The organism is Prochlorococcus marinus CUG1433, assembly GCA_017644425.1.
Classification (GTDB): Bacteria; Cyanobacteriota; Cyanobacteriia; order PCC-6307; family Cyanobiaceae; genus Prochlorococcus_A; species Prochlorococcus_A marinus_U.
Genome location: JAEPLN010000001.1, coordinates 192120 through 206022, shown reverse-complemented (window position 1 = coordinate 206022; position 13903 = coordinate 192120). Strand labels below are relative to the sequence as shown.

General features: G+C 31.3%; 16 protein-coding genes. 2 read left to right on the top strand and 14 right to left on the bottom strand.

Annotation, left to right across the window (positions count from 1 at the left end):
• Positions 1–46: 46 nt before the first annotated feature.
• Together purS and purQ are read left to right on the top strand one after the other, a co-directional pair.
• The gene (purS, locus tag JJ842_01220; protein MBO6970532.1) at positions 47–301 is read left to right on the top strand and encodes a phosphoribosylformylglycinamidine synthase subunit PurS; all 255 of its coding nucleotides are present in this window, start codon (positions 47–49) and stop codon (positions 299–301) included.
• A gap of 1 nt (position 302) precedes the next feature.
• Positions 303–968: a phosphoribosylformylglycinamidine synthase subunit PurQ gene (gene purQ / locus JJ842_01215; protein MBO6970531.1), complete on the top strand. Its 666-nt coding sequence runs from the start codon at positions 303–305 to the stop codon at positions 966–968.
• A gap of 51 nt (positions 969–1019) precedes the next feature.
• Here purQ and JJ842_01210 read toward each other — a convergent pair whose 3' ends face one another.
• From JJ842_01210 to JJ842_01145, 14 genes are all read right to left on the bottom strand, one after another.
• Positions 1020–2093, bottom strand: a complete 1074-nt coding sequence (locus tag JJ842_01210; protein MBO6970530.1) for a fructose-bisphosphate aldolase class II — start codon at positions 2091–2093, stop codon at positions 1020–1022.
• Positions 2094–2241: 148 nt separating this feature from the next.
• Entirely contained in the window at positions 2242–3309 is a 1068-nt protein-coding gene (locus tag JJ842_01205) for a fructose-bisphosphate aldolase class I (protein ID MBO6970529.1), read from the bottom strand.
• A gap of 103 nt (positions 3310–3412) precedes the next feature.
• Positions 3413–4510, bottom strand: coding sequence for a Gfo/Idh/MocA family oxidoreductase (locus JJ842_01200; protein ID MBO6970528.1), 1098 nt, complete (start codon positions 4508–4510; stop codon positions 3413–3415).
• 2 nt (positions 4511–4512) lie between these two features.
• Positions 4513–4905, bottom strand: a complete 393-nt coding sequence (locus JJ842_01195; GenBank protein MBO6970527.1) for a hypothetical protein — start codon at positions 4903–4905, stop codon at positions 4513–4515.
• A 1-nt stretch (position 4906) separates the two neighbouring features.
• Entirely contained in the window at positions 4907–5788 is an 882-nt protein-coding gene (locus JJ842_01190; GenBank protein MBO6970526.1) for an acetyl-CoA carboxylase carboxyltransferase subunit beta, read from the bottom strand.
• Between the two features lie 140 nt (positions 5789–5928).
• Entirely contained in the window at positions 5929–6825 is an 897-nt protein-coding gene (locus JJ842_01185) for a phosphoribulokinase (protein MBO6970525.1), read from the bottom strand.
• A gap of 89 nt (positions 6826–6914) precedes the next feature.
• The gene (gene leuB / locus JJ842_01180) at positions 6915–7988 is read right to left on the bottom strand and encodes a 3-isopropylmalate dehydrogenase (protein ID MBO6970524.1); all 1074 of its coding nucleotides are present in this window, start codon (positions 7986–7988) and stop codon (positions 6915–6917) included.
• A gap of 28 nt (positions 7989–8016) precedes the next feature.
• Positions 8017–9051, bottom strand: coding sequence for a UDP-3-O-(3-hydroxymyristoyl)glucosamine N-acyltransferase (gene lpxD, locus JJ842_01175; protein MBO6970523.1), 1035 nt, complete (start codon positions 9049–9051; stop codon positions 8017–8019).
• A gap of 20 nt (positions 9052–9071) precedes the next feature.
• The gene (gene proB / locus JJ842_01170; protein MBO6970522.1) at positions 9072–10154 is read right to left on the bottom strand and encodes a glutamate 5-kinase; all 1083 of its coding nucleotides are present in this window, start codon (positions 10152–10154) and stop codon (positions 9072–9074) included.
• Positions 10151–10645 carry a YqeG family HAD IIIA-type phosphatase gene (locus tag JJ842_01165; GenBank protein ID MBO6970521.1) on the bottom strand — a complete coding sequence of 165 codons (495 nt, stop codon included), beginning with the start codon at positions 10643–10645 and terminating at the stop codon, positions 10151–10153. Before JJ842_01165 ends, proB begins: the two co-directional genes overlap by 4 nt.
• Positions 10646–10648: 3 nt before the next feature.
• Positions 10649–11185: a DUF3727 domain-containing protein gene (locus JJ842_01160; GenBank protein MBO6970520.1), complete on the bottom strand. Its 537-nt coding sequence runs from the start codon at positions 11183–11185 to the stop codon at positions 10649–10651.
• A gap of 31 nt (positions 11186–11216) precedes the next feature.
• On the bottom strand, positions 11217–11678 hold the full coding sequence (ruvX, locus tag JJ842_01155; GenBank protein MBO6970519.1) for a Holliday junction resolvase RuvX: 462 nt from the start codon (positions 11676–11678) through the stop codon (positions 11217–11219).
• Complete coding sequence (locus tag JJ842_01150; protein ID MBO6970518.1) at positions 11675–12730, bottom strand: hypothetical protein; 1056 nt, start codon at positions 12728–12730, stop codon at positions 11675–11677. Before JJ842_01150 ends, ruvX begins: the two co-directional genes overlap by 4 nt.
• On the bottom strand, positions 12731–13897 hold the full coding sequence (locus JJ842_01145; GenBank protein ID MBO6970517.1) for a hypothetical protein: 1167 nt from the start codon (positions 13895–13897) through the stop codon (positions 12731–12733).
• Positions 13898–13903 lie beyond the last annotated feature (6 nt).

The following is a 13903-nucleotide window of genomic DNA, read 5'->3' as shown; positions in this document are numbered from 1 at the left end:
TTTTATTAAAATTTAAACTAATCTTCTAGTAGAAATTAATTTTTAATTGGACCAATTTGCTGTAAAAGTTTTTGTAAGACTAAGACCCTCAGTTTTAGATCCAGCAGGGGAAGCTACCAAATCTGCTTCTATAAAACTTGGAGCCGAGGGAATAAAATCATTACGTATAGGAAAAATGATTGAGGTAAAAATAGAAGGTAATGGTGAAAACGAGGTGAGAGAAAAAATTGATTTATTGTGTGATAGGTTATTCGCAAATACTGTTATTGAAGATTATGAGTATTCACTAAAAAAATTATAAGATGGATAATTTTACTGTAGGAGTTGTTGTCTTTCCTGGTTCTAATTGTGATCGTGATGTTTCATGGGCATTGGAGGGTTGTTTAGACATAAGAACAAAATTTTTGTGGCATGAGTCTTCAGATTTACGCGATGTAGATGCAATAGTTTTACCTGGAGGATTTAGCTATGGTGATTATTTAAGATGCGGGGCAATTGCAAGATTCTCTCCATTAATAAATGCCTTGGATGAGTTTGTTAAAAGCGGAAAAAGAGTTTTAGGAATTTGTAATGGGTTTCAAATTTTGACAGAATCAGGCTTTTTGCCTGGTGCCCTTACTGCAAATAAAAATCTTAATTTCATCTGTGATGATGTTGAACTTGATATCATTTCTTCAAAAGGAGGTTGGTTTAATAATGGAGGTAAAAAACAAACTATTAAGTTGCCAATAGCGCATGGGGAAGGAAGATATCATTGTGATTCTGATACTTTAAAAAAACTTGTAGATAATGAATTGATTGCTTTGAGATATAAAAATAATCCTAATGGATCCTCATTCGATATTGCAGGTATAACTAATGAAAAGGGAAATGTTCTAGGTTTAATGCCTCATCCAGAGCGCGCATGTGACGAGACAATTGGTGGGACTGATGGTCTCTTTACATTAAAATCATTAATATTGAAATAAAAAAGACCCCCAATTTTGGAGGTCTTTTTTTTTATTTAATTTGGGAAGAAATTAAACAGTAGCTTTTACTTTTGGATCTAAATCACCTTTAGCATAAAGATCAGCAAAGTAATTGGTACTGTTTTGCTTGATCTTACTTGCTTGACCTTCGCACCAGAACTGCTTGTATCTATCAAGACAAACTTGCTTCATATATTTTCTAGCAGGCTTGTTGAAATGTCTTGGGTCAAAGTTTGCTTTATCAGCAAATGCTGCCTCTCTAACTGCGGCAGTGAAAGCAAGTCTGTTATCAGTATCAATGTTGACTTTCCTAACTCCATTTCTTATTCCCTCTTGAATCTCTTCAACAGGAACACCATATGTTTGAGGAATTTCACCACCATATTTGTTAATGATATCCAACCATTCTTGAGGAACTGAGCTAGATCCATGCATTACAAGATGGGTATTTGGAAGTGCTTTATGAATTTCAGCAATTCTGCTTATTGCAAGAACTTCTCCTGTAGGTTTCCTTGTAAATTTATAAGCACCATGACTTGTACCTATAGCAATTGCTAATGCATCAACTTTTGTTTTAGCAACAAAATCTGCCGCTTCTTCAGGATCAGTCAAAAGCATATCTGTAGAAAGTTCACCTTCAAATCCATGACCATCTTCTGCTTCACCTTTCCCCGTTTCTAATGAACCTAAGCAACCTAATTCTCCTTCAACACTAACCCCAACTGAATGAGCAAAATCTACTACTTTTTTAGTAACTGCTACATTATATTCGTAACTAGCGGGTGTTTTTGCATCTGCCTCTAGAGAACCATCCATCATTACTGATGTGAAACCATTTATTGCTGCTGAATAACATGTTGATGGCTCATTACCATGGTCTTGGTGCATTACCACTGGAATATTAGGATATGTTTCTGTAGCAGCAAGGATTAGATGACGTAGGAAAATTTCTCCAGCATAATTTCTTGCACCTCTTGAAGCTTGGAGGATTACAGGACTATCAGTTTCATATGCAGCTTCCATGATTGCTTGAACTTGCTCAAGGTTATTAACATTGAAAGCTGGAATACCGTAACCATTCTCAGCAGCGTGATCTAAAAGTAGTCTTAGTGGAACGAGGGCCATAATTAAAATAAGTTAAATGCTACATAAAGCATATGTTTCCGAGAGTTTAGTATAAAGAGGTATCAAATGTCACGTCATTAGATATACAAAATACTAAATTAAGGAAACTAATTTTATGACCCAGAGTATATTTTTAGGATTTTTTTAATTAGTAAGTGTAGCCTGCTACAAACAATTGCTCATCAGATGAAGGTTGTGATCCTGCCACATAGACACCTTTTGAAGCTTCAGAGTTTGCTTGAGCTCTTGCTCTTAATGCTTTTTGACCTCCTTCAACATCGCTTCCTTTCCAGGCCTTTAAGCATGAGTGTTGTAATGCTCTTCCATATGAAAATGAAATATTCCATAAAGCTTTCCTGTAAAGAGTATTCATATTATTTAAATAAACAGAAGCAGCTTCTTCGCTTAAACCTCCTGATAAGAAAACTATTCCTGGAACAGATGCAGGAACGCATCTTTCCATAGTTCTAATTGTCATTTCAGCAACTTTCATAGGATCAGCTTTTGTTGGACAATCTGCTCCATTAACAGTCATAGAAGGTTTTAATAGAGTGCCTTCTAGAAAAACCCCATTTGCTTGACAGGCAATATAAACCTGCTTTATTACCTCTTCTTGAACTTCAGCAGTTTTTTCAATAGTATGGTCGCCGTCCATTAAGATTTCGGGTTCAATAATTGGTACCAAGCCTGATTCTTGAACTGATCTTGCATACCTTGCTAATCCCCAAGCATTCTCTTGAATTGATATTTTTGAAGGGCAACCATCATTTGTAATTTGCAGAACTGCTCTCCACTTTGCAAATCTTGCACCTTGTTCATAATATTTTGCTGCTCTTTCAACTAACCCATCTAAGCCAGAGCAAAAAGTTTCTACATCTCCTGCTCCTGGAAGTGGATTTAGGCCTTTATCTACCTTTATTCCTGGAATAATACCTAAATCATTTAGTTTTTTAACCATTGATTCACCATCTTGGTGATTCTGATAAAGAGTTTCTTCGAAGAGGATTGCTCCACTTATATATTTACCAAGACCTTCTGTAGTAAAAAGCATTCCTCTATATGCCTTCCTATTGTCTTCAGTATTCTCAACGCCAATTCCAGCGAGTCTTTTACCTACTGTTTTAGTGGATTCATCTACCGCTAATATCCCTTTTCCTTTAGAAGCTAGTAATTGAGCATTTTCTTTAAGCTCATTTTTGTAATAATTTAAAGCCATTCTTTAATAATTCAGTTCAATTGATTTTTCCAGAATATGAAAAAAAAATAAAATCAATCCAATACTTTATCGGGTGATAATTGCTACTTATAAATGTAAAGCCTTAAATTTTGATAGTTAATCCACTTTTCGAAGATTCTCTTATTGCTTCGCAAACTTTATGACTAGCAAGTCCCTCACATAAGCCTGGGATCACAGGTGTTCCATTAATTATACTCTGAGCCCATAAATTTTGAATTCTCAAAACTGGAGCTAATCTCCCATCAGTCCATGTTTTTTCAAAATTAAAACTTGGATCTGCAGTTAGATTTTGTATTTTATTTTCGTTGTTTGAATATTTCAAATTAAAACCATGTACATAATCTTTTTGGTTTTCGCTTTTAAGAATAAGTGAACCTTCGCTTCCATATATTTCCAAACTAAATCCTCTACCATTTTTAGAGATTGATGATAAAGATACCTGACATGGAATAAGATTCGAGCTGTAGTTTGATATTTCTATACTGGCTAAACATACATCTTCACTCGTAACATCATTTAAATCAGATGAATTAGGTAAAGGTCTTTTTTTGATTGATGTTGCTAACTTACCGGATACATTTATTGATTCTCCGAAAAACCAATTCAACATGTCGAATGCATGAGTACCTAAGGCGCCAATAACTCCTCCACCTTTTTCTTCCAAAGAATACCAATTCCAAGCTCTTTTAGGATCGGATCTGCTCCCCATTAACCAATCTAATTTGACTAAATATATTTTTCCTAAAATATTTTCATCAATAAGTTTTTTTGTTTGAAGAAAAAGGGGCACTGCTCTGTATTCAAAATCAACACATACGCTTAAATTATTAATCAAAGATATTCTCTGAAGCTCTTCTATTTCAGAAGACGATATTGAAACGGGTTTTTCTAGGAGCAAATTTTTGTTATTCTCTAGCGCCCTTTTTGCTAATTTATATCTGGATTCAGGAGGGGTAGCAATGATAACTCCATCAATTTCTGGAGATTTAACTAAATCTTCCCAATCATGAAAAAAATCTAAACCCGTTTCTTTTTCTAATATAGATTTTTGCTTTTTCTCATAATGGTAAATAGCTACAGGAGTAAAATAATTAGACTCTTTTAATGCCTCTAAATGAACTTTTTTACCAAACCCTAGTCCAGCTATTGCTATTTTTAATTTTTTATTTTTAGTATTCATTATTATTCATTTATAAACTCTGAACAGCTATTTTCAATAACTACATCTATTAGTTCATCATTATTGGAAGTTTGCCATTTTGAATTGAATTGAGGTATTCCATTTATGGATGTATCTTTAAACTTTTTTTCATCGCAATTAATTCTCATTACATAAAGTGATAACTCTCCATCATCATCAGAATTAGTTGGATTTTTGAAGAACTTTGTTAAGACACTTATTTCACCATTTGAAAGCAACTTAATACTGCCTTTATCAAGCCATTCCTTCCCATCATCATTCTCTTTAAGGAGAACCCAATCAACATTTCCGATCGCAAATGAATAAGAGGCAAAATTTAAAATAAAAAATAAAAGGCTTAAAGAAAAATAAAAGAAATTTGAAATAATTCTCATTTTATATATTTGCTTTTGCAAGTTCTTTTACACCATGAATTTTTAAAATTTTAGTCAAAGTATCCTTGAGATCTTTCCTTTTAACTATTACATCAACAAAACCATGCTCAAGCAGATATTCAGCTGTTTGAAAATTATCGGGTAATTTTTCTCTTAATGTTTGTTCTATAACCCTTCTTCCAGCAAAACCAATAAGAGCTTTGGGTTCCGCCAAAATTAAATCACCTAACATTGCAAAGCTTGCTGTTACCCCTCCAGTGGTTGGATGAGTTAACAAGGGCATATAAAGAAGATTTTTTTCTTTATGTTTTTTTAGTGCTCCAGATATTTTTGCCATTTGCATAAGACTTAACATACCCTCTTGCATCCTTGCCCCGCCTGATGCGCAAACAATAAGAATTGGAAAATTTTCTAAAGTTGCTTTCTCAATTATCCTTGTAATTTTTTCACCAACAACTGAACCCATGGATCCTCCCATAAATCGAAAATCCATAACAGCTAATGCTAAAGGCATTGAATTTACAGAACAGATACCTGTTACGACTCCATCTCTTAAACCTGTACCTGCTTGACTTTCTTTAATTCGATCAGCATACGCTCTTCTATCTTTAAAACCTAAAGGATCTGTAGGACTTAGCGAACTATCAAACTCCTCGAATGAGTTTTTGTCAGCAATTATATTTATCCTTTCATCGCTATTAATCCTATTGTGGTGTCCACAATTACTACAAACATTGAAATTTGAAATGAGGTCTTTTCTATAGGCTACTTGCGAACATTCTGAACATTTAACCCACAAACCATCTCCCTCATCAGTATCTTGCGAAACTTTCCCAACAAATTGATCTTTACGCCTTGCGGCAAACCAGTCGATTAATGACACAATGTTTTCTGTTTTTTCTATTTAAATCTAAATTAGGTACTTTTATCAAGAAAGTTATATAAAAATTTGAAATCCTCTAGATTAAAAACTCTTAAAAGTAAAAAATAAAATGATTTGAGTTGATAATCCAAAATTAAATATTATTTATTTTTCTCCTCAATCATTTTATGAATTATTGGAGTGAGAATTAGTTCCATTGCGAATCCCATTTTTCCACCATTTACAACGATACTTGTTGGACTTGACATAAATGAATCGTTAATCATTCCAAGCAAGTATTGAAAATCAATACCCCATTTCTCTCTTGCCCCTTTTCTGAAATGTATGATCACAAAGCTCTCATCAGGAGTTGGGATATTTCTGCATATGAAAGGATTTGAAGTATCAATTGTGGGAATTCTTTGGAAATTAATATCGGTTTTGCTGAATTGTGGGCAGATGTGATTTATATAATCAGGCATTCTTCTTAATATCGTATCTACAATGGTTTCCGCTGAGTAACCTCTTTCTGCGTTATCTCTATGGATTTTTTGAATCCACTCTAAATTTGTTATTGGAACAACGCCAACAAGTAAATCAGCATAAGATGCCACATTGTATCCATCACCTTCTACCCCGCCATGCAAACCTTCATAAAAAAGTACGTCTGTCCCCTCAGGAATATCTTCCCATGGAGTAAATTGACCAGGTTCTAGGGATGTCCCAAGTCTTGTATTATGTTCTTCTGCTTCTTCAAGACTATGTAGATAATATCTTTTCTTTCCTCCTCCAGTTTCACCATAGATTTTAAAAAGTTCTTCTAACTTGTCAAAAAGATTAGCCTCTGGACCAAAATGAGAGAAATTTTCACCTTTTGCAAGTGCGTCTGCCATAGCTTTTTTCATAGGCATTCTTTCAAATCTGTGGTAACTATCACCTTCTACAACTGCGGGAACAATATCTTCTCTGGCAAATATATGCTCAAAGGCTCTTTTTACTGTACTTGTTCCTGCTCCTGAAGATCCTGTTACAGCGACTACTGGATGACGTTTTGACATTTTTTAAAAACAATATCTCATGATTCTGACAGGTCATATGCCAACTTTATGTTTTACTTAAAAATATTTTTTTATTTATTAATTTTTTTTTAAATTTCATCCATTATTTTATCTCCGATTTCACTGCAAGATAAAACTTCAGAAGACCCATTAGCTAAATCTGCTGTTCTAAATCCTTTTGATAAAACTTTATCAATGGCAGTTTCTAAATTTTCTGCAGCTTCTTCTTCGTTTAATCCAATTTTTAACATCATGGAAGCAGATAAAAGCATTGCTATTGGATTCGCTATATTTTTGCCAGCTATATCAGGAGCCGAGCCATGAACAGGTTCAAAAACTCCCGGGCCATTATTGTTTAGAGAAGCAGATGGAAGCATACCAATAGAACCAGTTAACATTGCGGCTAAATCGCTTAAAATATCTCCAAATAAATTACTTGTTAAAATCACATCAAATTGACCAGGATCTCTAACTAATTGCATTGCTGCATTATCAACGTACATATTGCTTAGAGATATATTTTTATCTTTTGAGGTGATATTTAAAACTGTATCTCTCCACAATTGACTAACCTCAAGAACGTTTGATTTGTCAACAGAACATATTTTTTTATTTCTTTGGTTAGCAATTTTTATTGCTATTTCAGTTATTCTTTCTATTTCGGTCGAATCATAAACCATCGTATTGAAAGCTTTTGGGATTTTTGTATTTGTTATATGTCCTCTTGGTTTTCCAAAATAAATTCCTCCTATTAATTCTCTTACAACAATAAGATCTACATGTTCAACGATTTCTTTTTTTAATGTACTTGCTTCCAAGAGAGATTTTCTTATTTTGACAGGCCTGATATTTGCGAAAAGGTTTAGGGCAGATCTTAACTTTAGTAACCCACTTTCTGGCCTTAATTCTCTTGCAAGAGAATCATATTTAATATCTCCAACACATGCTAAAAGTACTGCATCACTTTTTTTGCATTGATCTAGTGTCTCATCTGGAGCAGGAGTACCATATTTTTCATATGCTATCCCTCCAAATAATTTTTCAATAATCTCAATATCGAAATCATGATTTTTTGAAAGCTTTTTTAAAACTTTTTTTGAAACTTCTGAAATCTCTGGTCCAATTCCGTCTCCTGACAATAAAACAATCTTATATTTCTTCATTTAAATTTTTGTTTAATAGAACAATAAATTATTGCTTGTCTAATTGTCTAAGTTTTTTTGCTAATTCTGGTAATTTTTTAAAAATACTTGAACTCCTTAGCCATGATTTATTTTCCATCGCGGGGAAACCACTAATTACCTTGCCATCTTCTACGTCACAATGGATTCCGCATTTTGAACTCGCAATGACATTATTACCAACTTTTACTCTATTATTAACTCCTACTTGCCCTGCCAAAATAACACCATCTCCAATATTTGCTCCTCCAGCGATACCGACTTGAGCTGCAAATGCACAATTCTTTCCAATTTTTACGCCATGACCTATTTGTATTAAATTATCCAACTTTGTTCCCTCATCAATAAAAGTAAATCCAACTGCAGGTCTATCAATACAACAATTAGTTCCAATTTCTACAAAACTCATTATTTTTACACCACCTTTTTGCGGCATCTTTACCCATTTGCCATTTTCAGGAATAAAACCAAATCCCTCTGATCCAATAACAGAATTTGAATTAATTACACAATTATTTTTTAAAGTGGTATTTTCGTAAATAACACAATTTGGATGAATTATATTATTATTTCCTATTCGAACATTGCCTAAAATTGATGATCCAGGAAGAATATGATTATTGTTTCCAATTACAGTATTTTCTCCAATATAGACATTAGGTCCAATATGGCAATCTGCTCCAATTATTGCTGTTTTATCTATAACTGCTGAAGCATGAATTCCTGGTTTGAAATTGATAGTTTTATATAAACAATCCAATACTTCTGCAAATGCAATTCTTGGATTTTTAACGATTATGTTTGATATATTGAGTTTTTTTAGGGCACTAACGATTTCATCGTTGTTAGTAGTTATTATTGCTGATGCTTTAGTTTGATCTAATTTTTCTTTAAGAATATTATTTTCTTCTAAAAAAGATATTTGATGATTAACTGCAGAATCTAATGAGGCAGCATCATCTATATTTAAATCTTCGAAAATATTGGCACTAATAAAATTTGAATTTCCTTTTTTTATTAGATCAACTAAATCACTTAAAAGCATTTTTCAGTTTAAATTTTTTTCTAAGAGAGAGCAAGAACGTCTCTATGAACGACAATTATCGAGGAGTTGTTATTTTCTTTATTATTTAAGATACTTCTTAATTTGTCGCTACTTATTGATACTAAACCTTTTGCAACTTCTTTATCATTTGTATTTACGATTTTAACTGCCTGATTAATCGTAAAGTTTCCTTCTACATTCTTAACACCAACCGCTAAGAGTGAGGCACCTTTTTTTTTTATTGCAAAAGAAGCCCCATCATCTAAAGTAATTTTCCCTACTGTTTGAATTGCATGTGAAAGCCAACTTTTTTTGTTTCCAATAGGTTTTTCTACTGGATAAAATAAAGTTCCAATTTTATTATCATTAAATATTTCAATTAAGTTTTTTTTATTAGTTCCATCAACTAGTTGGACTTCGACTCCTCCTTTTGTTGCTATTTCTGCAGAAATTAATTTTGTAGAAATTCCTCCTGTTCCCCATTCATTATTTGAGTTTTGAATATTTTTATCTTTAATTTCCTTTAATTCACTATTGTGAACTTCTTTAATAGGTTGCGCATCTTTATTGTTACGTGGATCTTTTGAGTATAGATTTTCAATATCGGTTAATAAAATAAGCTTGTTAGCATTTATAGCCAAGGCAACTAAAGCAGAGAGGGTATCATTATCTCCGTATTTAAGCTCTTCATTTGCTACGGTATCATTTTCATTTACTATTGGAATAACATTCAAATCGATTAATCTTTTTAAAGTTTTAGAAGCGTTATTAAAGGATTCTCGTGAATTGAAATCAGCTTTAGTTATTAAAATTTGAGCAATATTAAGACCTAATTTATTAAATACTTTATCGTATAAGGACATTAAATTTACTTGACCCACTGCTGCAGTAGCTTGAAGGGTACTTAAATCATTTGGTCTTGTTTTAATATTTAACTTTTGGCAACCTAATCCAACGGCTCCACTAGTTACTAAAATTATCTTGTTTCCTTTTGAAAGAAAACTTGTAAAGGTTCTAGAAAGGTTTTCAATAACTTCTTCTGTAGATGTTTCCTCTGTTCCTCTTAAAATACTAGTACCAATTTTTATAACCCAAATTTTCATTTTATAAAATCAGAAATAAATTTTTCTATTGTCAAAGTTAAATTAAATTTTATGGGCAAGCCATCTCTATTTAATCTCTTAACTAATATTGTTTTTATATCACATCTATTCCCAACAATAATATCTGTAAAAATTCTGTCGCCAATAATGGCAATACTTTTTGGCTCTCTACCAATTTCTTTGATAACAGACAAAGTTACTTTTTTTCTTGGTTTTGATGCATTGTATTTATACCTTAAATTTAATTCTTTTGCTATTTTTGCGATTCTTTTTTTTGATGGATTATTACTTATTAGATATAAGGAGAAAAGTTTTTTAGATTCAATGATCCAATTTTTTACAGCTTTTGGGATCATATTTGATTTTCTATTTACAAGAGTCCCATCAACGTCAAGCAATAAAGAATTAATCCCTTTTTTTTGCAACTCAGATTGAGAAATCATATATATTGGTAAATTCGAATCCCAACCTACTTTGATGAGAGAGTTCATTCCTTAAGCTAGAGTTTTCTCGTATTCTGCTTCAACTAATGGTCCAATCCTTTCTTCATCATCTTTATCTAGAAGATAAGCACCTTCATCTTTAAGTTCTCCTAAAATGAAGTACGGAAAAACAGGCATTAGGATCTCATATTTATCATCCTTCACATTAAAACTTACTAAATGATCAAATTCCTCCTCATCTTCATCAATATAATCTTCCTCTAACTCGTCATATATTGGCTCATCTAGATCACCAGAAACAGTTAATGTTGAAGCTGATCTTATAAGCTTTAAGTTATGTTCTTGTAAGACTGAATCTGCATTTTTAAGAATCTCGTCATCTTCATCTAAATCAATAATTTCTTGAATATCTTCTTCACTATTAATTTTGAATAAACATACAGGGGTATCTACAGGGGTTAACAAGCCATATTCTTTCTCTTCAACTTCAACAATTTGCTCTAGAAAGCAAAATAACTCTCTCCCACAGCTATCTTTTAAAATAATTGTCTGAGCTTCATAAGTATCATTTGAGTTGGCTTCTTTCATTTAAAATAATCTATCCTACTTAATATTAATATTAATATTTTATCTGACGTTTACCAGCTAATTCTTCTAATTCAGGACCTTCTTCGATCCATTGTTCAAGTATTATTTTTGCTGAAAAACTATCAATCAATCCTGACTTATCTTTTTTTATTCCAAATCTATTTGAAGATTCCCAAGTTGAACTATGTTCGTTGACGTAAGAAAATGGAAGCTTTAATTCATTTGAAAGTAATTGACCGTAATTTTTACAGTCAATAGCTTGAGTGGTCATTTGACCTCTCTCATCTAGTGGAATACCCACAATAAATCCAGTTAAATTATATTCATTTATATAATTTCTGATGATTTTAATCTCTTGATTATTTTCAAAACGTTTTACTGCTGGAAGTATATTTGATGTTATACATAGGGGATCACAATAAGCTAAACCTATTCTTTTGGTACCTATATCCAAACTCAAAATTGACTTGGGTTTGGGTTTGCAAAATTTCACTTTGTTTTTAATGGAAAAGGAGATGGATATGGATTACCTTGTGGACTTAATTTTTCAAAGATTGATTCTAAAGATTGATTTATTATATTTACTTGTTTGGCTTCATTCTTAACTATTGTGTTCCTGATAAGAATTATTTCTTGATTTTTTTCTTTAAGATTACATTCCTCGAGAAAAAGATTTAATTCAGAATTTTCTTTGTAGGTTTTTAAATATGAAATAGGTGATTTTTCAAAAAATCTTTTTATAAATTCTTTTAATATAGAATTGAACCTCTTATCCCAATATCTACTTATAGTTAAAGTATAAATTTCTTCGTTTTGATAATTTATATCTTTAAAAATGGTACATAAAACTGAATTTTCATATATTAAGGCACCACTTTTAGAGTTATTTCTTTTAAGAATATCGTCTTGATCAAAATCTAAAATATTTCTTATTAAGGGAGATTGATTTGATCTTATGAAATTAAGTATTTTTAATATATTTTGTTTATTAATGTTTTGGAATTCATTAATTAATGCATAAGCATTGGTATTTTGCTTTATAGATTTATTTAGATCAGAACCATCCCAAAGTATTATTTCTCCTAACGGTTGAAAGCCTAATTCTCTGGAGGTTGATATGAGGTCAACATTATTTATATCAGCGTTAATTATCCAACTTGAAGTTTTGATGTCTTTTATTGAGATAGATTTTTTTATCAATCCTAAAGTTAATTGTTTATCTGTTAAAGGACACTTGTTGTTAATCAACTTGGGCTTAGATATTTTTAAGCAAGTCTCTTTTTTGTTTAAAGGAAAAATATTCAAATAACCAATAATTTCGTTTCCATATATAGCAATTATGCATTTATTTTTATTTTTCTTAAGGTTATTTAAAAAAATTTTTAAGTCATCAAAGGTGTTTATAATTGCCATCTTTAAAAACCAATTATTCAATTCCTTATTTTTGATATCTATTAAAAGGTTAATGTGTCTTATATGAAGTTCTTCAAAAGTTACTTCCATTCCTTTTTTAGATCGAAAAGAATAAGAGGTATCTTTTTTCATTTACTTTTTTTCTCTTATTAATACTATAGGGGTTTTTTCATCTCCATTGCCAGCCGGATTAGAAATTAAGTTTCTTTTGAGTATTTTATTTACTGCTTTATTTGAACTAGCTAACACTTTCACACCTCCAAGATCATTAACATCTACTACAGCAACATTTATATTCAGATGCTTCGAGACCTCTCTACAAAATAACTCCGGATTGAGAGGACCCAAAACTATACTCTTGTCGTAGGGTTTAACTGTACCGCTTATATCATCAATGAGAGATGATTCTGAACCAGTTAGCCTATAAAACATACCCTTAATACCAACTAATTTGAAGAGAAATCCAACAAATAGTGCAAAGGTTATTCTTGTGACTCCGATTCTATTTATTAATAATTGCATGCCGCAAGCTGTTGCGAGACTGCTTGTAGGGTGAAAAAAATAACATAAAGCTTTCGAAAATAAACTATATTTTAAATTTTGAGGGGAAATATATCTATTTTGCATAATCGCTAGCGGACTCTCACCGATTGTTAAAATATCATTTTTTTCTACAATTCCTTTGCTGTATTCAATCACAGTATTTACTGGGTTATCGAAGCAACCAAGTAAATGAGTTTTAATAGCAAAAGCTTTGTATTTATTATTTAAAGGAATTTCAAAAACTTCTTTCGGCTTTTGTTTTTGGCCATCTAAATTAATTAAAAAACAATCCTTATTATTTGAAATACCAAAATGTCCATAGTTCTCCCAAAATACTTTTAACCATAGATATTTTATTTTTTTTCTAAAATTATCATTCCTAAATTTATATATGATTCTTACAAATAATTCTGCATTTGACTTGATAATTGTTGTTGGCCAATAATTATTTAAATTCTTAATTTTATTATTTTCATATATATAAATATCTTCTTGATAGTTTAAATTTTGGCAATATTCGTTACCTTTATTTTTAAAAAAATCTAATTCAAAATTTATATTAGATACCATCGTCTCTTTGGTTTTACTTTTATTAGTTATTTTTAAATCAATAATTAATTCGTTTAAACCATCCTTTTTTTTAATTTTGTAATTTATAGGTACCAGATTTAACTTTGATTTTGGTGAGTTTTTAATATATAAATCTGAAAGAGTTAAAAAAATTAAAAGAACTAAGAGGATATTTATTAATATCATTTTTCT

Excerpts from the sequence above, each read along its gene's own strand:
- JJ842_01165 (MBO6970521.1), bottom strand. The coding sequence starts at position 10,645 with ATGAACTCTCTCATCAAAGTAGGTTGGGATTCGAATTTACCAATATAT.
- leuB (MBO6970524.1), bottom strand. The coding sequence starts at position 7,988 with ATGAAGAAATATAAGATTGTTTTATTGTCAGGAGACGGAATTGGACCA.
- JJ842_01195 (MBO6970527.1), bottom strand. The coding sequence starts at position 4,905 with ATGAGAATTATTTCAAATTTCTTTTATTTTTCTTTAAGCCTTTTATTT.
- JJ842_01210 (MBO6970530.1), bottom strand. The coding sequence starts at position 2,093 with ATGGCCCTCGTTCCACTAAGACTACTTTTAGATCACGCTGCTGAGAAT.
- proB (MBO6970522.1), bottom strand. The coding sequence starts at position 10,154 with ATGAAAATTTGGGTTATAAAAATTGGTACTAGTATTTTAAGAGGAACA.
- JJ842_01160 (MBO6970520.1), bottom strand. The coding sequence starts at position 11,185 with ATGAAAGAAGCCAACTCAAATGATACTTATGAAGCTCAGACAATTATT.
- purQ (MBO6970531.1), top strand. The coding sequence starts at position 303 with ATGGATAATTTTACTGTAGGAGTTGTTGTCTTTCCTGGTTCTAATTGT.
- JJ842_01200 (MBO6970528.1), bottom strand. The coding sequence starts at position 4,510 with ATGAATACTAAAAATAAAAAATTAAAAATAGCAATAGCTGGACTAGGG.
- lpxD (MBO6970523.1), bottom strand. The coding sequence starts at position 9,051 with ATGCTTTTAAGTGATTTAGTTGATCTAATAAAAAAAGGAAATTCAAAT.
- JJ842_01205 (MBO6970529.1), bottom strand. The coding sequence starts at position 3,309 with ATGGCTTTAAATTATTACAAAAATGAGCTTAAAGAAAATGCTCAATTA.
- JJ842_01145 (MBO6970517.1), bottom strand. The coding sequence starts at position 13,897 with ATGATATTAATAAATATCCTCTTAGTTCTTTTAATTTTTTTAACTCTT.
- JJ842_01150 (MBO6970518.1), bottom strand. The coding sequence starts at position 12,730 with ATGAAAAAAGATACCTCTTATTCTTTTCGATCTAAAAAAGGAATGGAA.
- JJ842_01185 (MBO6970525.1), bottom strand. The coding sequence starts at position 6,825 with ATGTCAAAACGTCATCCAGTAGTCGCTGTAACAGGATCTTCAGGAGCA.